The 16637-nt window shown below is 63.9% G+C and carries 14 protein-coding genes; 4 read left to right on the forward strand and 10 right to left on the reverse strand.

Going from position 1 to position 16637, the window contains the following annotated elements:
- Window positions 1-179 precede the first annotated feature (179 nt).
- Complete coding sequence (locus ACWHXT_RS02105) at window positions 180-1094, reverse strand: LysR family transcriptional regulator (RefSeq protein WP_447957051.1); 915 nt, start codon at window positions 1092-1094, stop codon at window positions 180-182.
- A gap of 182 nt (window positions 1095-1276) precedes the next feature.
- Here ACWHXT_RS02105 and ACWHXT_RS02110 point away from each other — a divergent pair, with 182 nt between their 5' ends.
- Entirely contained in the window at window positions 1277-4363 is a 3087-nt protein-coding gene (locus ACWHXT_RS02110; protein ID WP_447957052.1) for a bifunctional diguanylate cyclase/phosphodiesterase, read from the forward strand.
- Here the strand turns inward: ACWHXT_RS02110 and ACWHXT_RS02115 are convergent.
- From ACWHXT_RS02115 to mobA, 4 genes are read right to left on the reverse strand one after another with little or no spacing between them, the layout of a single operon-like run.
- Window positions 4329-5363 (reverse strand): CobW family GTP-binding protein, encoded by a 1035-nt coding sequence (locus ACWHXT_RS02115; RefSeq protein ID WP_447957053.1) that lies wholly within the window; start codon window positions 5361-5363, stop codon window positions 4329-4331. The genes ACWHXT_RS02110 and ACWHXT_RS02115 overlap by 35 nt on opposite strands.
- A 3-nt stretch (window positions 5364-5366) precedes the next feature.
- A complete protein-coding gene (gene moaA / locus ACWHXT_RS02120; RefSeq protein WP_447957054.1) occupies window positions 5367-6359 on the reverse strand; it encodes a GTP 3',8-cyclase MoaA in 993 nt (330 codons plus the stop codon).
- Window positions 6360-6381: 22 nt separating this feature from the next.
- Window positions 6382-7641 carry a molybdopterin molybdotransferase MoeA gene (locus ACWHXT_RS02125; protein WP_447957055.1) on the reverse strand — a complete coding sequence of 420 codons (1260 nt, stop codon included), beginning with the start codon at window positions 7639-7641 and terminating at the stop codon, window positions 6382-6384.
- Window positions 7638-8243 (reverse strand): molybdenum cofactor guanylyltransferase MobA, encoded by a 606-nt coding sequence (gene mobA, locus ACWHXT_RS02130; RefSeq protein WP_447957056.1) that lies wholly within the window; start codon window positions 8241-8243, stop codon window positions 7638-7640. The genes ACWHXT_RS02125 and mobA overlap by 4 nt, the downstream gene beginning before the upstream one ends.
- Window positions 8244-8421: 178 nt before the next feature.
- Here mobA and ACWHXT_RS02135 point away from each other — a divergent pair, with 178 nt between their 5' ends.
- From ACWHXT_RS02135 to ACWHXT_RS02145, 3 genes are read left to right on the forward strand one after another with little or no spacing between them, the layout of a single operon-like run.
- Window positions 8422-8748, forward strand: a complete 327-nt coding sequence (locus ACWHXT_RS02135; protein WP_447957057.1) for a DUF1244 domain-containing protein — start codon at window positions 8422-8424, stop codon at window positions 8746-8748.
- Between the two features lie 13 nt (window positions 8749-8761).
- Window positions 8762-9271 carry a molybdenum cofactor biosynthesis protein B gene (moaB, locus tag ACWHXT_RS02140; RefSeq protein ID WP_447530489.1) on the forward strand — a complete coding sequence of 170 codons (510 nt, stop codon included), beginning with the start codon at window positions 8762-8764 and terminating at the stop codon, window positions 9269-9271.
- Window positions 9264-10481 (forward strand): molybdopterin molybdotransferase MoeA, encoded by a 1218-nt coding sequence (locus ACWHXT_RS02145; RefSeq protein WP_447957058.1) that lies wholly within the window; start codon window positions 9264-9266, stop codon window positions 10479-10481. The genes moaB and ACWHXT_RS02145 overlap by 8 nt, the downstream gene beginning before the upstream one ends.
- On the opposite strand, the gene ACWHXT_RS02150 is transcribed toward ACWHXT_RS02145, so the two are convergent.
- The 5 genes from ACWHXT_RS02150 to ACWHXT_RS02170 are packed head-to-tail and all read right to left on the reverse strand — an operon-like array spanning window position 10478 to window position 16613.
- On the reverse strand, window positions 10478-10999 hold the full coding sequence (locus ACWHXT_RS02150) for a chemotaxis protein CheW (RefSeq protein WP_447957059.1): 522 nt from the start codon (window positions 10997-10999) through the stop codon (window positions 10478-10480). The two genes, ACWHXT_RS02145 and ACWHXT_RS02150, sit on opposite strands and share 4 nt — an antisense overlap.
- Window positions 10992-12659: a diguanylate cyclase gene (locus tag ACWHXT_RS02155; protein WP_447957060.1), complete on the reverse strand. Its 1668-nt coding sequence runs from the start codon at window positions 12657-12659 to the stop codon at window positions 10992-10994. Before ACWHXT_RS02155 ends, ACWHXT_RS02150 begins: the two co-directional genes overlap by 8 nt.
- Window positions 12660-12675: 16 nt before the next feature.
- Window positions 12676-13047, reverse strand: a complete 372-nt coding sequence (locus tag ACWHXT_RS02160) for a response regulator (protein WP_447957061.1) — start codon at window positions 13045-13047, stop codon at window positions 12676-12678.
- A gap of 28 nt (window positions 13048-13075) precedes the next feature.
- Complete coding sequence (locus ACWHXT_RS02165) at window positions 13076-15193, reverse strand: hybrid sensor histidine kinase/response regulator (protein ID WP_447957062.1); 2118 nt, start codon at window positions 15191-15193, stop codon at window positions 13076-13078.
- Window positions 15183-16613, reverse strand: coding sequence for a CheR family methyltransferase (locus tag ACWHXT_RS02170; RefSeq protein WP_447957063.1), 1431 nt, complete (start codon window positions 16611-16613; stop codon window positions 15183-15185). Before ACWHXT_RS02170 ends, ACWHXT_RS02165 begins: the two co-directional genes overlap by 11 nt.
- Between the last annotated feature and the right edge of the window lie 24 nt (window positions 16614-16637).

Here is a 16637-nt window from a genome sequence, read left to right on the forward strand (position 1 = left end):
CGGGCAGACGAGTAGCGCTTCATGAAAAGCGCTCCCCTCACACCCGGGGCGATCCGGTCGTGATGCTGATTTTTTTATGCAAGTTTTAAACACACTTTAGCAGCTAATCGAGGCCGTTTGCGTCAATTTATATTCAACGATTGTAGTAAAATGTGTGCGCCCGACCTTGCCAGCCGCGGCTAGGTATCGGCCGCCGCGGTGCTCACCAGGCTCAAGAAGGCATCCACCACCCGGTTGGGGCGCCGGTCGCGGCGGGTAATCAGCACGAACGGAACGCGATAGCCGTACTGGTCGGTGCATAGCGGGCGCATTTTACCGGCGGCGACCCACTGCGCGGCCACGTGTTCGGGTAAAAAGCCGATGTAGTGCCCGGTGAGAATGAGAAAGGCCGCGCCCTCGCGATCCGAAGCCGAGGCGCGTAGCGTCAAGGCGTCGTGGGCCTGGCGCGCTTTGGGGGGCAGCGGATAGCGCGGCGCCACCCCCGGCGCCCGGGTAATTTCGGCCGCATCCGGGGGCTGGCTTGTGGTTTCGAAAAGCGGGTGGCCGGCGCCACAGTAAAGGTAGGAAGGTTCGTCGTAGAGCCAGCGTGTCTCGAGGCTTGCCGGCAGGTTGACGCTGGGGACGACGCCCACGTGCAAGTGGCCGTCCATCACCTGGCGAATTACCGCGTCGGAGGGCTCCATATGGATATTGACGCTCACCTCACTGCTTTGCCCGGTAAGCTCGGCCAGGGCGTTGGTGACGTTCATGGCGGGCAGCGTGACCAGGTTATCGGTAATGCCGATATTGAGCTCGCCCTTGATGGTATGATGTAGAGCGTTGACGTCGCTGCGAAAAGCTTCCAGTGCGGCGAGCAGCGTGAGCCCGGCCTGGTAGAGCTCCTTGCCCTCTTCGGTGAGGCTAAAGCCGCCGCGCCCGCGCTGACAAAGCGACAAACCCACGCGTTTTTCCAGGTCGCTCATGTGCTGGCTGATCGCCGAGCGGCTGATCCCCAGGGTCGTTTCCGCCGCGGTAAAGCCGCCGCACTCGACCACCGTATTGAACACGCGGACCAAGCGGATCTCGTAATCACTCATTTGCCCAAGCGATACCATGGGCGCCTCCTTCGCGCTGTACGAAACGGCCTTGCTTAACAAATCATTTACAATAAAAACGGTTTGTATCGAAAATAGCACGCTGCCATTAGACAGGACCACGTTTTTTAAAGGAAAATGGCGCCTCGGGTGGCTGTTTTTACAGCGGTTTGCAGGGTTTATTAAGAAAAGGCATACGCGCAATGTCCGTTGTACCGGATACTTCCCCCCCGGCCGCTATTGGGCCCGATGAAACCGCCAGCGCCAGCCGGCGCGCCGTACTGCTCTACGTGCTGGCGCTGCTCTTCATGGCAAGCATGTTCGGCTGGCTGGCCTACGAGCAGTACCAGCGCGAGATAGAAGCGGCCACGGTACGCATGGAGGCCCGCGTCGGCGTCGTGGCCCAGTGGACCCAGGGCGTTTTGGGCCAGAGCGAGCAAGCGCTTTTTAGCCTCAACGAGCTGGTCACGCTGTTCGAAGATCCCGATGAGCAGAGCCGCCAGGTGCTCGAGCAGGCCATCGACGAGCTCACCCAATATGTGTCGTCGGTGGATGCCATGGGCGTGCTCGATACCGCGGGGCGCGTTGTGCTGAGTAGCGACGAGCGCTACGAGGGGTTCTCCTACCGCAACACCGAATTCTTTCAGGCGTTTCGAGACAGCGAGCTCACGCGTGAGGTGACGACCCTACAGCGCTCCCCGGAAAGCGGCGAAGTGTTTCTGTACAACGCCAAGCGGTTGGAGAATGCGCTGGGCGAGTTTGCCGGTATCGCCGTTTCGCGCATCCAGCCGCAAATCTTTGCCGATGCGCTGCAACGACTGAGCATGAATGAAGGCGAGAGCATCACGCTGGTCGATACCGATTTCCAGTTGATAGCCCGGCATTCACAGCCGCCCCTGGACGTCACGGTAGGGCAAAGATTGGAACCGCCGACTCAGTGGCGCCCGGTGGGCGGCGGCGAGGCGGGCCAGGCCTTTCGTATGCGCTCGCCGGTCGACCAGCGCGAGCGCCTGTTTCGCCTCGAGCGTATCGGCGACTACCCCGTGTACGCCGTGGTCGGTGTCGACCTGCAAAGCCTGCTCAGCGATTGGCGCGACCGCACGGCGCTGCTGCTCGTCATCATGGTGGTCATCGCGCTGCTAGGGGGCTGGGGGCTTCGCCACTACCTCAACCGGATTACGCTTTCGCGTCTTTTGCAACGGCGTATCGAGGAACGCGAGGCGGCCCGCGCTCATGCCCTCGAGCGCGAGGTCCGCCTGGACGCGTTGGTCAATTCCCTGCAGGACTTGCTCTTCGTGTTCGATGAGCAGGGGCGGTTTCGCCATATTCACGCCATCGACCAGCGGCTTCTGTTGATCGACCCGGACGCGGCGCTTGGCCAGCACTTTTCGAACATTCTACCCGCCGACATCGCGGAAACGTTCAGCGACGTCTTCGATCGGGTCAAGCGCTTTCATCAGGTCAAAACCTTCGAATACGCGCTGATGATCGACGGCCAACACCACTGTTTCCATGCCACGGTGAGCCCGCTGGTCGATGTCAGCAGAACCTTTAGCGGCGTGCTGTCCGTGGTGCGCGATGTGACCGAGGACAAAAGGCTCCAGGCGGAGCTCAAGATCGCCGCCGCGGCCTTTCAAACCCACCTGGGTATTTTGATCACCGACCGAAAGGGCTACATCCTAAAGACCAACGACACGTTCAAGCGCATCACCGGCTACCAGGACGCCGATATGGTCGGCAAGACCCCGCGGATGTTCAGCTCGGGCCAGCACGGCGCGGCGTTCTACCGCGAGCTTTGGCAGCGCGTCAATCGAGTGGGCAACTGGGAAGGCGAGATCTGGAACAAGCGTAAAAACGGCGAGTTTTTCCCGCAGTGGATCACCATCAGCGCCATTTACGACGATGACGGCACGCTCAGCCACTACGTCGCGACCATCAGCGATATCAGCGAGCGCAAGGCGGCCGAGCAAGAGATACATCAACTGGCGTTTTACGACCCGCTCACCGGGCTGATCAACCGGCGCCTGTTCATGGACCGTTTGGAAGCGGCGCTGAAAGAGCTTAACCGTCACCAGCGCTACGGTGCGCTCATGCTCTTCGATATCGATAATTTCAAGGAGGTCAACGACACCCAGGGGTATCACGCCGGTGACCAGCTCTTGCAGGGCGTGGCGCAGCGCCTTTCGCGGATGCTGCGCGATACCGACACCCTGGCAAGGCTTGGGGGCGACGAATTCGCCGTGCTGATCGAAGGGGTCAACAGCAACCTCGCCCAGACGCACCAGCTTGCCCAGGGAATCGCCTACAAGCTGATGGAGTCGCTGAACGAGCCCATCAAGCTCAATAATAGCCTGGTCACGATCACCGTCAGCGCCGGGGTCACGATGATGTCCAGCGACCAGCACAACATGGACGACTATCTCCAGCAGGCGGACATGGCGCTCTCCCAGGCCAAGAGCAGCGGACGTCAAACGCTGCGCTTTTTCAACCCGGGTATGCAGGCCGAGCTACTGGCCCGGGTACGGCTGGAGTCCGATCTTCGCCAGGCGGTGCTCTTCAAGCAGTGGCAGCTTTACTACCAGCCCCAGGTCGACCCGCGCGGCGTCATGAGTGGTATGGAAGTGCTGCTGCGCTGGCACCACGCGGAGCGCGGGATCATCTCGCCGGGCGAGTTCATACCGCTTTTGGAAAGCACGGGGCTGATCAACGAAGTCGGCGAGTGGATACTCGAGCAGGCCTGCTGGCAGCTCAACGAGTGGGCGGGGCACCCGGTGTTGGGTCGGTTGACCATCTCGGTGAATATCAGCCCGGTGCAGTTTCGCGAATCAGGCTTTGCCGAGCGCATCGAAAGCGTCTTTGCTCGCACCCGCGCGCCGCTGGAGCAGTTGAAGCTCGAAGTGACCGAGTCGCTGTTCGTCGAGGCGCCGAGCGAGGTGCGCGAGACCATGCTGCGCCTGAAAGCCCGGGGCGTACGTTTCTCGCTGGACGATTTCGGCACCGGCTACTCGTCGCTTGCCTACCTGGCCCAGCTGCCGTTGGATCAGCTCAAGATCGACCAGTCTTTCGTGCAGCAGATACCGGGCAGCACGGCCAACGCCGCCATCGTGGAGAGTACCATCGCCCTGGCGAAAAGTTTGAACCTGGACGTGATCGCCGAAGGCGTGGAAACCCGCGAGCAGTACGCCTGGCTTCTCGCCCATGGCTGCCTCTCGTATCAGGGGTTTCTCTTCGGCCGGCCCATGCCGGTGGCCGCGCTCACGCGCCAAGCGCTGGGGGTGAGCGGGACGTAACGGCGTGCAGGCGCTCGAGCAGCTGGTGCGGGTCCAGCGCCGGACATTCCGTAGGAAGAATGATCTCCAGGCGCGAGTCCTGGCGCCAGGCGCTCGCCTCGATGCTCAAGGTGCCCAAGCCTCGGTTGAGCCGCTTCCAGCCATCGGCGGTGTTGAAGACGCCCTTGGCGCGCGCCTTTTTGGGGAGTGTCGAAAGCACCTGGGCGAGCTGGTCGAGATCGAAGCGCTCGCTTAGGTGCCAACGAAGCCCGGTGCTTTTATAGCCCAGGGCGCTGGCGGTTTCGACGCGCGGGGCGCCGGGCTCGGGCGGGGCATCGAAAAACACGCCTTCGACAGAAGGGGGCGCCTCGAGGGCTCGATGCGCGGCGGGCCGGGCGCGCTCTTCGGCCGCGGTGGGCCCGCTTTGAAGAAGAAGCGAAAGCGGGAGCGTGCCGCCTGCGGCCCGGTGCACCCATTTGGGGGCGGGCCAAAGCGTTTCGATAAACGCATCGCCACGTTCGAGCTGTAAAGCACTTGCCTGCTCGGTCATGGTCAGCGCCAGCGCATCGGCCACGGCGAGCTGGTCGTTGAAGGTCTCGTGCTCGCGCACCCGGGCCTCGTCCAGCCGGCGCGGGTCGAGGGTGGCGATGATATCGCGCACCTCGAGGGTCGAGGCAAAAGCCTCGCCGCGCAGCAGGTCCAAAAGCCCCGCCGGGTGGCCAAGCCCCGAGGGTTCGATGATCAGCCGGTCGGGTTGGGTGCGGGTGATCAAACTCACCAGCGCCGCCTGCAACACGAACGCGAGCTGGCAGCACAGACAGCCGCCGGGCAGGCCTTTCACCACCACATCGTCGCGGTCTTCGAACATCGCCTGGTCGATGCCGATCTGGCCGAACTCGTTGACCAGAATCGCCCATTTCTCGTCCACAGGCTTTTGCTCGATCAGGCTGTGGATAAGCGTGGTCTTGCCGCTGCCCAGAAAGCCGGTCACCACGTGGGTGGGGATGCGCGCCGTCGCCACCCTCTAGCCGCCGGTCATATTCATGAAGCGCACCACCTGCACATCGCCGTCGGTGGTGAAGTGGTGACGCTCGGGTTTTAGCGGCAGCGCGTCGATGATGGCGCGTTTGAGCGCGTCCATGTCGCCGGGGTGGCGGCGCATGACCGCGCGCAGATCCACCGAGTGCTCGTTGCCCAAACAGAGTAAAAGCCGCCCCTCGACGGTGACGCGCACGCGATTGCAGCTTTCACAGAAGTTGTGGGTGTGAGGCGAAATAAACCCGACACGGCTGTCGCTGTCGCTCATTTGGTAATAGCGCGAAGGCCCGGGGGTCGTCACCGTGCTCGGGGTCAGCGGGTAACGCGCCTCGATTAGCGCCTTGACGTCGTCGCTGGAGTAGAAGGTCTCCGCCCGGGAGTGATCCGATACATCACCCAGCGGCATCTCCTCAATGAAACTGATATCGAGACCCTCACGGCGGGCGAATTCGACCAGATCCAGCACTTCGTCGTCGTTACGCCCTTTTAAAATCACCGCGTTGAGCTTGATGCGCTCGAACCCCGCCTCCTTGGCGGCGCGAATGCCGTCGATCACCTTGTGCAGATCGCCGGTACGCGTCAGCGCCTTGAAGCGTTCGGGGTCGAGGGAGTCCAGGCTAACGTTGAGCCTTTTTAGCCCGCCGTCGAAAAGACGCTTTGCGTGCTTTCTGAGCCCGGCGCCGTTGGTGGTCATGGTGAAGTCGTCGAGCCCCGGCAGCGCGCCGATCTCGTCGACCAGCTCTTCGATGTTTTTACGCACCAGCGGCTCGCCGCCGGTCAGGCGGATCTTTTCGACCCCAAGCTCGGTAAAGGCGCGGGCGAGGGTGGCGAGTTCTTCCAGGGTCAGCACCTTGGCCCGAGGGAGAAACGTCATCTCCTCGCTCATGCAGTACACACAGCGAAAGTCGCAGCGGTCAGTGACTGAGATCCGTACGTAGTTGACCCGGCGGCCAACGCTGTCAATCAGTTGCTCGGTCATTGCCATCTCTCTAGCCTGTGAATTAGGGCAGTGTAGGCGATTGCGGCGAACGAAGCGGCTGAATAACGACCACCTCGCCTTCAGCGGCGGCCTCGAGCGCCTCGTTGAGTTCGATCAAACAGTTGGCCGCTACCATAGAGGTTAACATACCCGAGCCCTGGGCTTTGAGCGCGTAAACGCGAAGCCTGCCCTGGGTATCGCCGCGGTATACCCCGCGAATCAGGTCGGTGCGCGCCAGGCGTCCTTCGACCGGTGCGTCCAGCACCGCCGTCAGGCGCCGGGCCGGGCCGGGCGTTTGCCCCTCCAAACGTGACAGCAGCGGCGCGACGAACTGATGAAACGTCACCATGGCCGCCACCGGGTTGCCGGGTAGCCCGACGAAAGGGGTTTGATCATCGCCCAGGTAGCCGCAGGCCAGCGGCTTGCCCGGGCGCAGCGCCACGCGCCAGAACACCAGCTTGCCCAGTTCTTCCAGCGCCGTGCGGGTGAAGTCCCGCGCCCCGGCGGACACGCCGGCGCTGGTCAGCACTAAATCGCACTGCCCGGCGGCGTTGCCAAGTGCGCTCCCAAGCGCCGCCGGGTCGTCGGGCAGTATGCCCAGGTCGAGCGGCGTGGCGCCGTGTTCGCGCACAAGGCCCATGAGCGCAAAGCGGTTGGCGTCATATATACCCGCCTCGGCCAGCGCCTCGCCGGGGGCGGTCACCTCGTTGCCGGTCGAAAAAAGCGCGACCACCGGGCGTTTGAAAACGCTGACCCTGGCAAAACCGAGCGAGGCGATCAGGCCAAGCGCGGCGGCGTCCAAACGCGTGCCCGCGCTTAGCACGGTAGTCCCCGTGGCAATCTCTTCCCCGGCCAGGCGCACGTTCTGGCCTTTTGTTACGCGCTCGGGGGCGGTGAGCGTTACCCCCGCGCCGTGCTCATCGAGCTGCTCCTGGGCAATCACGGTGTCGGTGCCCGCGGGCAGCGGCGCGCCGGTGGTGATGCGTACGCAGGTGCCGGGCGCCACCGCGCCTTCGAGCGCCTGGCCTGCAAAGGCGCTGCCCGCCAGCGGCCAATGCTCTTGCACCTCGCCAGGCCAGGCAAGGGCCACGCCGTCGAGGGCGGCGTTGGTGTACCGGGGCACATCGAGCGGGGCGATGGCCGGCGCGGCCAGGCGGCGGCCAAAGGCTTCGTCGAGGGCGATTTCTTCCACACCCACCCGGCGGGGGATCAGCGCAGCCAGCGCCTCGCGGGCCTGGTCGACACCGAGGAGCGCATCGTCTTCGAAGCAGGAGAACGTCATGGGCGCCCCTTCGACTCGGCGCGGGCAAACGCCAGGCGCTGCTTCTCCGCTTCGCTATTGAGGTTGACGAATGCGTCCTTGATATCCGCCATATCGACATTTTGGGCGCCGTGGCGATCGTACCAAAGGCCCAGCTTGCGCTCCCCCGAGGCCAAAAACGCACCCAGATCCGCCGCCAGCGACGTGGCGATCAGCGCCACGGTCGGGTGGCGGCGCTCGCCGTCGAAGGCCACGGCGATATGGCCGTCACCGATTGCGGCGCTCAGGCGCTCGGCCAGCGTCGCCGGCAGCAGCGGCGTATCGCAGGGCACGACGAGCAGCCACGGCGTTTTCGCCGCCAAAAGCCCGCTGTAGATCCCCATGAGCGGCCCATGAAAGCCCGGCTCGACGTCCTCGATCACGCGGTGGCCGAATAGCTTATAGGCATCCAGATTGCGGTTGGCGCTGACGAGGATCTCGGCCACACGGCCCTGAAGCGGCGTCAAGGCGTGGGCAAACAGCGGCAAGCCCTCGAAGGGCTCGAGGCCCTTGTCGCGCCCGCCCATTCGCCGGCCTTCGCCGCCAGCTAAAATCATTCCGGTCAGTTCGTCTTGGGCGATCATTGAAATGCCTTGCGCGTGATGAGTGAGCCCGCCCCCGGCAAGCGGCGCTGCCAGGCGTTGAGTATAGACTCGGGCAGGGCCGGCGAGTGCCCGGGGTTTATCATATTCGCAGCGGTGAAGGCGTTTTTAAAGCGTGTCTTTTGCTATGCTGGGAAACGTCCGACACCCGGGAGATATCATGCAAGCCTTCAACGAATTAGACCAGCCGACCCAGACCGAGCTCGAAGCCGCCGCCTTTCGCAGGCTCCTCACCCACCTGGACGACAACAAGGACGTCCAGAACATCGACTTGATGATCCTGGCGGATTTTTGTCGCAACTGTCTCTCCAAGTGGCTGGTGAGCGCCGCCGAGGCGCGCGGTGAGACGCTCGATTATGAAGCCGCCCGGGAGCACGTCTACGGCATGCCCTACAGCGAGTGGAAAGAGCTGTATCAGGCCAAGGCAACGCCGGAACAGCTGGCCGCCCTGGAAGCCCGCCAGGCGACAAAAGAGCACAAGGAGTAGCGCTTTGGAAACGATGGTGGCGTTGAATATCGCAGTGCTGACCGTATCCGATACCCGTGACGAGGCGAGCGACCGCTCCGGGGCGCTTTTAGTAGAGCGCCTGAAAGAGGCCGGCCACCGGCTGGTGGAAAAGCGTATCGTGGCGGATGACACCTACCGCATTCGCGCCCAGGTGGCGCACTGGATCGCCGAGCCCGAGGTCCAGGTGGTGATCACCACCGGCGGCACCGGCTTTACCGGGCGCGACTCCACGCCGGAAGCGGTCTGTGTACTCTTCGACAAGGAAATCCAGGGCTTTGGCGAGCGTTTTCGCCAGCTAAGCGGTGACGAGATCGGAAGCTCCACCATCCAAAGCCGCTGCCTGGGCGGGCTTGCCAACGCCACCGTCATCTTCTGCCTGCCGGGTTCGACCGGGGCGTGCCGTACCGGCTGGGATCATCTCTTGGCCGAACAGCTCGACAGCCGCCACAAACCCTGCAATTTCGCCAACCTGGTGATCCCCGGGCGAGGCCAGCATGGCTGAACTCGCCCCCATCGAGCAGGCCCTTGAGGCGCTGCTTGGCGACGTCACCCCGCTTGGCGCCGAACACGTCACGCTGGCAAACGCCGCCGGCCGAGTGCTGGCGGTAGACGCCGTGGCCACCCTGGATGTGCCGGCCTTCGATAACAGCGCCATGGACGGCTACGCCCTGCGCGCCGCGGACGCCGGCGGCTGGTTGCCAGTGTCCCAGCGTATTGCGGCGGGCAGCCCCGCCGCGCCTTTGGCGCCGAACACCTGCGCGCGCATCTTTACCGGCGGCGAGCTCCCAAAGGGCGCCGACTGCGTGGTAATGCAGGAAGAGGTCCAGTGCAGCGGCGAGCGCGGCGGCGAGCGCGCGCGCATTCCCGCCGGTATAGCCCCGGGTAATAGCGTGCGCCGCCGCGCCCGCGATGTCGCCAAAGGGGCTACGTTGATCGAAGCCGGCACGCGGCTGAACGCCGCGGCGCTGGGCCATCTGGCGGGGCAGGGTATCGCGCACGTCGAAGTGAGGCGCCGACCCCGCGTGGCGCTTTTATCGACCGGCGATGAGGTCGTCGAGCCCGGCACCCCCTTGAAGCCGGGCCAGCTTTACAACAGCAACCGCCCGATGCTCAAGCACCTGCTGGAAACCTTCGGCGCCGAGGTCGTGCAGCTTGAAAGCGTACCGGACAGCGCCGAACGCACGCAGCAGTGTTTGAAAGAGGCCGCCGCGCTGAGTGACGTGGTGATCACCACCGGCGGGGTGAGCGTGGGCGAAGAGGATCACGTCAAAAACGCGCTGCAGATGCTGGGGCGGTTGGATCTCTGGCGGCTGGCGATTCGCCCCGGCAAGCCCCTGGCGCTGGGGCGCCTGCCGCGAGAAGACGCAAGCTTGGCGCGCTTTGTCGGCCTGCCCGGTAACCCGGTGTCGGGCTTCGTGGGGGCGTGGCTCTTTTTGCGCCCGCTGATGGGGGCGCTACTTGGCTGCCCGGCGCTTGGCTCGCTTCCCCGGTTGAGCGCGGTTGCGGCGTTCTCGACCACCACCGGCCCGCGCCAGCACTATATGCGCGTTACGCTTTCGTTCACCCCGGCGGGCATCGAGGCGAGCGCCTTTGAGGATCAGGACTCGTCGGTGCTTTCGTCCTGCGTAGCGGCGGACGGCCTGGCGGTGATCGACCCCCATCAGACGGTCGAACCGGGGGATACGGTGGCCTGCCTTTGGCTTCAACCCTAAGGGGCGAAAGCGGCGCCGCTAGCCCGGTCAGGGCCTGGCGGGCGCTGGGCTGACTGCAACGCGCTCAGTAGCGCGTCGGCATCCAGCACATGAATCGTTTCATGGAGCGCTGACTCGATCAGCGCGCAGACGAAGGGGGCAAGCGCCTCGGCCTGGGCCCTGGACGGCGTTTTCAAGGCGCTCACTTTTACCTCGCAGACATCCTCCAGCGCCTCGATACGCACGCCGGTTCGTATCGAGGCGGCGTTGACGAACAGCACCATGCCGCCTGCCCCGGCCGGGTGAAGTCCCAAAAGCGTGTGAAGCGTCATGACGGATTCGATTCTGCCGCGCCGGTGAATCACCCCTTCGACGTAATCGCCCGCGCCGGGTACGAAGTAGACGCTCTGATCGCCGCTCAATATCTCGCTGACGTGATGCCCCTTGAGCGCAAAGCGCTGCCCCGCCAGGCGAAACAGTACCAGCTGCTCGGTCGGCTCGTCGGCCTCGCTCAGGCCCGGGGGGTCGGGGTCACTCACCCGGCGGATCCTGGCTGATGGCGACCTGGTTGCGGCCGCGGTTTTTGGCCCGGTACAGCGCGCGGTCGGCGCTCACGCGCAGCGCCTCGGTCGACGGCTGCTCCGGAAAAGCGCTCAGGCCCACGCTAAAGGTGCAGCTAAAGCGAGCGCTCCCGGCGTGAAATTCGACCTGTTCGAAGTCGTGGCGTAGCCCGTCGATGAGCGTAACCGCGCACTCGACGCTGATGTCTTTGAGTAACACGACGAACTCCTCACCCCCGCAACGGCCCACGATGTCGGATACCCGCAGGCGGGTTTTGAGCATGTGCGCCAGGGTAATGATGACCTGGTCGCCGGCCAGGTGGCCGTGGGTGTCGTTGACCTCCTTGAAATGGTCGATATCGATCATCGCCATGACATGTCGGCCATCGTCGCGATACGCCTGAACCAGCGCGCGGTCGATCAGATCGGTCGTGGTGCTGTGGTTGTATAGGCCGGTCATGCTGTCCTGGGTCATCAGCGTGCGAAGATGACGCAGCCGCTCGGCGCGCAGCCGCACCGCCGAGACGAGTTCGGCAGGCACGACCGGCTTGGTAATGAACCCTTCGACGCCCGCGGTCATGGCGGTGAACTGCTTTTGACTGTTGGTCTCGCCGGAGAGATAGAGTATCGGCAACCCTACGTGCTCGGGCTGCTGGCGAATGATCGTGGCCAGCTCCTCGCCGGAGCAAACCGGCATGTACATATCCATCAAAATCAAATCCGGGCTGAAGTGCTCGAGCGCCCCCAGGGCCTCGGACGGGTGGTGGGCCTGCTCGACGACCATACCTGCCTGCTCGAGCAGCAGCGCGTGATAGCCGGCCATCTCCGGCTCGTCGTCCACCACCAGCACACGCAGCGCCTCGCCATCCGGCGGCGAGGTCATCTCGTCCACGGCCAGCATCACGTCCAGCGGTTTGAACGGCTTGGTGAAATAGCCCTTGCAGCCCGCGCGCACGGCGCTGAGCCGCGAATGGAAATCGCCGAAGGCGGAAAGCACGATGGCCGGTAGGCGCTCGCCGGTGAGCTTGTTCAGGCTGGTCAGCGTTTCGGTGCCGGCGGTATCCCCCTGGGGGAACTGCACATCCATGATGATGGCATCGGGGCGGCGTGTCAGCACGGCGTTGAAGAAGGCGTGAGGATCGGCAAAGTGGACCACTTCGTGCCCAAAGCAGCGCAGATGGTGAAGCAGCTGGCTTATCTGGCCGGGCTCGTCGTCGCACAGGTAGATCAGCCGCTGGCGGCTGCCCGAAGGCTGAGCGGGCGCGGCGAACTCGACGGTATTGAACGATGGTGGCTTGGGCGGCGGCGTTCGCTCTTGACGTAGCTGTGTCTGCTCCTGGGTGAGCCTTTCCAGCAGGTGTTCGATGGTGTGATCGAGATCCTCGGGCAACGGAGAGAGCGTGAGCGCCTCTTCGCCCTGGTGCGCCAGTGCAGCGATCCGCTCGAACCCGAGGGAGCGTCCGGTCCCTTTCAAACTATGAAAAAATCGGTGAAGCTCCGGGGCCAGGCGCGCCCGCGCCGGGAGGCAGAGCCGACTTTGCTGCCACTGCTGGGCGGTGAGCTGTAACCGGGCGGGTAGCTGCTCGATAAAGCGCCACCTTAGCTCGTCAAGCTTCTCGTGCAGTGTCATGGAAGACATGAGCGTACCTGTTAACTTAAAAGCGGGCGGGCGAAGGATTCAATGCCTGGTCGATGGTGCGACCCAGCGTGTGCGCCAGGTCTGCCTCTTTTTGCAGACATGCATAAAGGCCCGGCGTGGCGGCGAGCGCGGTATCCGGGGTGTCGCCGGTCAAAAGGATAAACGGAAGCGTCACGCCTTGCTCGCTTAACATGGCATGAAGCTCAACGCCGTTGACCAGCGGCATGTACATATCGCTGACGATCAAGGCGATATCCGGTTGCGCCTGCAACTGTAGAACCGCCTCCATCGCATTGTGCGCCGTCACCGGCGCGTAATCCTGCGCGGCAATGATCGCAGCGGTCATTTCGGCCGACAGTTCATCGTCGTCGACGACTAAAATCCGCATGATTATCCTCTTTTTAAAAACGCGGTGACTAGTCCAGCAAGGTCTTCAGCGTGTCCACCAGGTGGTTTTGGTCGAAGTCGCCTTTAATGATATAGGCGTTGGCGCCTGCCGCCATACCCCGCTTACGATCCATCTCTTGCTCTCGCGAGGTGATGATGATGATCGGCACCTGGCGGTAGCGCTCGTTTCGACGCAGCCGGGCTATGAGGGTAAACCCATCCATTACCGGCATTTCGATATCCGTGAGTATCGCATCGAAGGCGTTCGCCAGCGCCTTGTCGAGCCCCTGTTGGCCATTTTCGGCAAGCGTCACCCGGTAGCCCCAGGCCTCGAGCACATCCTTTTCGATTTCGCGCGTGTGGAGCGAATCATCCACGATCAGGATACGAGGCGAAAAATGGCCGTCGGGTTCCCCGGTGCTGTCGCGCTCCGGGTGTAGTTTAACCTGGGTTAATAGGGAAGGGACGTGTAACAGACTAACGAGTGCGTTTCGCCCTGTGCTGACCATCCCCGCGACCAGCGGCAGATCGCCCAGGTGCTCGGGGAGGGGCTTGATGACCATGTCGCGCTCGTCGATGATCTCGTCGACGATGAGCGCAAGCTTCTGGGTTCCTTGCTGGGCGATGAGTAGCAGCAAGCGGTCGTTCTCCGGCGCCGCCTCCAGCCCCAAAAGCGTCGCCAGCGCGGCCACGGGAATGGAGGCGTCGCCCAAAATCAGCGTGCGCTGGCCCGCGGTGTCGGTCAGCTCCTTTCGCCAAACCTCTAAAAGCGTTGCCACGTAGGGCGCGGTAACGCCAAAGGTGTGTTGGCCCGCGCGGACGAGCAGCACCCGCATCATGGCAAGTGACAGCGGCAAGTGTAGAGTCACGGTGCAGCCTTCGCCCGGGCGGTGGGCGAGGCGGATATCGCCGCTTAGCTCATCCACGACGGTGCGCTTGACGGCGTCCATGCCCACCCCCCGGCCGGACGTCTCGGTGATGGTCGGCCGGGTCGAAAAGCCCGGGGCAAAAATCAGCTCGACGATCTCCTGCTCGCTCAAAAGCGCCAGCTCCTCTTCGCTTACAAGCCTGCGCGCCAGCGCCTGCTCTCGAACCGCGTCGATGTCGATACCCGCGCCGTCGTCGCCAAGCTCGATGACCACACCGTTGCCGTCCTGCCTTGCCTCGAGGGTTATTCGCCCCTGGGCGTTCTTGCCCGCCAGGCGGCGCGCCTCGGGGGATTCAAGGCCGTGATCGAGCGCATTGCGTAACAGGTGGAGCAGCGGCTCGGAGAGGTGGTCGATCATCTGCCGGTCGAGCTCGATGTCGCTGCCCTGGAGCCGGCACACGGCCTTTTTGTCGAGCCCTTGCGCCAGGTCCCTGGTCATCTGTGCGAGTGGGTCGAACACCACGGCCAGCGGCAGCATACGCAGTTGAAGCGCGCGGTCGTGGAGCTCGCTCATCGAGGCGTCCTGGCTTTGCACGCTATCCTTGAACTCCCGGTGAAAGGCGCGCAGCGCGGGCTGGTGCCCTTCGGGGAGCGCGGCGCCGAGCCCCCGCGCCTGGTCCACCAGGTCGTGCAGGTGGTGGTGGCCTGACAGCACCTCGCCCATCAGGTGGATAAGATCGTCCAGCCGCTCCCGGCGAACCCGAACGCTGTCGCTGAGCCGAAGCCGCGGCGGGGGGGAGCCGCTGGCAACCGAGGGCGTGGCCTGGTCAGAAGGCGCCGCCGCGGCGCTGCTGTCCCGCTGGAGCGCGCTGTCCGGGATCTGGATCGCATCCGGCGCCATCGTCAGGGCGCGATAAAGCGCCGGGTCGGCCTGGGGGAGCGTCTGTGGCGGGTGGCCCTCGGCCAGCCGGTTCACCTGGGTGTCGAGCAGGTCGGCGGCCTGGTTAAGAAGCCCAAGCGTTGCCGGGTCCGGCTCGCGCAGCCCATCGCGCAGCGCGCCCAAAAGCTCTTCCATGGCATGGGTCAGCGTGCTAATCGCCTCCAGGCGGAGCATGCGCGACGAGCCCTTGAGCGTGTGCACCGCACGAAACAGCGCGTTGATCGCCTGCGGGCGGTGGCCGCCGTGTTCGAGTGCGGTCACGCCTTCGCGCAGGCGCGGCAGTTGATCCTGCGCCTCCTCGACAAAGCGTTCGATAAAACGGGTAATATCAAGGGCCATGGCGGGCGCGCTCTAGCGTATCGCTTGCGAGATCGCTCTTTGCGAGATAGCTCTTTGCAAGATTGCACTGTGCAAGATAGCACTTTGCCAAAAAGGCCGCGTCTCCCGGCGGGATGGGCGAGCGAAGAAACGTCAGCCCGCCGCTGGACCTGGGGTTTGCCGCTAGAAGGCGAAGGGCCGCCTCGTAACCCAGGCCAGGGGGCTCTGAACCGGGCGGGAGTTCCTCGAGGCGGAAAAGCTCGGCCTGATAAAAATGGGCCGGCCAGCACTCGGGGGCGATAGAGAGGGCGCGCTCGAAGTAGTCGTAGGCCTTTCGCGCCTTTCGCTGCCAGCGTGCCGCCAGCCCCGCCAGTAAAAGGGCGTCCACGCTCCTGGGGTGTTCGCTCAAAAGGGCGCTCAAAAGCGTTTCGGCGTCATTGAAACGGCTTTGATCCAGGTGCGCATGGGCGGCGTGAACACCCTGGCCGAGCGTTTCTTCAAGCGCCGCTTCAGCCGGCGATGCGGGGGTGAGCGCCTCGCCCGCACAGGCGCTTGCCGGCGTACTGGCGTCCGTTTGAGCACAAGCTTCTTCGTGACTTTGAGCGACCAGGGTCAAAGACGGCGGCGAAAGCGCGGGGGGGGGCGTAGTCGCGGGGCGATGGAAGTAGAAAATGCCCTGGTTTTCGGCAAGTTCGAGCACACCCAGGTCGTTGCCCAGCGTTTCGGCGACGCCGCACAGCAGTATGCCCTGCGGGGCCAGGCGCTTTGCCAGGCGCTTTTGAATGAGGCCGCGCGTATTTTTGTCGAAATAGATCGAGACGTTGCGAAACAAGATCACGTCGAAGGGCGCGGCATCCGCGTGTTCTTCGAGGACGTTGAACGTGCAAAAGCCGACCCAGCCGCGCAGCGAAGCATCGATGACGTAGTGGCGGCCCCGGGCGGTGAAATAGCGCCTTTGTAGCGCTTTTGGCAGGGCGCGAAACGCCAGACCCGCGTAAATACCGCGCCGGGCGCGGGCCAGCACCTGGTGGTCCACATCGCCGCCGATGATATGGAAAAGCGTTTTAGCGCGCTCGCCAAAGCGCTCCAGAAGCGTCATGGCCAGGCTATAGGGCTCTTCGCCGGAGGAGCAGCCTGCGCTTAGGATGCGCAGCGGCGGCGTTTTTTCGGCCAACAGGGCGGGCAGGTAGTGGCTTGCCAGCCAGTCGAGCGCTTCGGGTTCGCGGTAAAAGTAGGTTTCGTTGATGGTCAGCTGGCTGATGAACGTGTCGAACAGGGCGCTTTCCTGGCGCAGTCGACCGGCAAGCGCCGCGCTATCCGTCTCGCCGGTAGCGGCGTGAAGCGCCTCGACTGCTTTGACCAGCCGCGGCTCGGCCAGCCCATCGAGGTGCAGGCCGTAGTGTTCGTACACCAGCTGCTTGAACGGGGCGTATGAGCTCATAATGGCAATGACCGGGATGAAAAA

This window comes from Vreelandella halophytica (assembly GCF_968193635.1).

Excerpts from the sequence above, each read along its gene's own strand:
- ACWHXT_RS02155 (WP_447957060.1), bottom strand. The coding sequence starts at position 12,659 with ATGTCTTCCATGACACTGCACGAGAAGCTTGACGAGCTAAGGTGGCGC.
- ACWHXT_RS02160 (WP_447957061.1), bottom strand. The coding sequence starts at position 13,047 with ATGCGGATTTTAGTCGTCGACGACGATGAACTGTCGGCCGAAATGACC.
- moaA (WP_447957054.1), bottom strand. The coding sequence starts at position 6,359 with ATGACCGAGCAACTGATTGACAGCGTTGGCCGCCGGGTCAACTACGTA.
- ACWHXT_RS02170 (WP_447957063.1), bottom strand. The coding sequence starts at position 16,613 with ATGAGCTCATACGCCCCGTTCAAGCAGCTGGTGTACGAACACTACGGC.
- ACWHXT_RS02105 (WP_447957051.1), bottom strand. The coding sequence starts at position 1,094 with ATGGTATCGCTTGGGCAAATGAGTGATTACGAGATCCGCTTGGTCCGC.
- mobA (WP_447957056.1), bottom strand. The coding sequence starts at position 8,243 with ATGATCGCCCAAGACGAACTGACCGGAATGATTTTAGCTGGCGGCGAA.
- moaB (WP_447530489.1), top strand. The coding sequence starts at position 8,762 with ATGGTGGCGTTGAATATCGCAGTGCTGACCGTATCCGATACCCGTGAC.
- ACWHXT_RS02135 (WP_447957057.1), top strand. The coding sequence starts at position 8,422 with ATGCAAGCCTTCAACGAATTAGACCAGCCGACCCAGACCGAGCTCGAA.
- ACWHXT_RS02145 (WP_447957058.1), top strand. The coding sequence starts at position 9,264 with ATGGCTGAACTCGCCCCCATCGAGCAGGCCCTTGAGGCGCTGCTTGGC.
- ACWHXT_RS02125 (WP_447957055.1), bottom strand. The coding sequence starts at position 7,641 with ATGACGTTCTCCTGCTTCGAAGACGATGCGCTCCTCGGTGTCGACCAG.
- ACWHXT_RS02110 (WP_447957052.1), top strand. The coding sequence starts at position 1,277 with ATGTCCGTTGTACCGGATACTTCCCCCCCGGCCGCTATTGGGCCCGAT.
- ACWHXT_RS02165 (WP_447957062.1), bottom strand. The coding sequence starts at position 15,193 with ATGGCCCTTGATATTACCCGTTTTATCGAACGCTTTGTCGAGGAGGCG.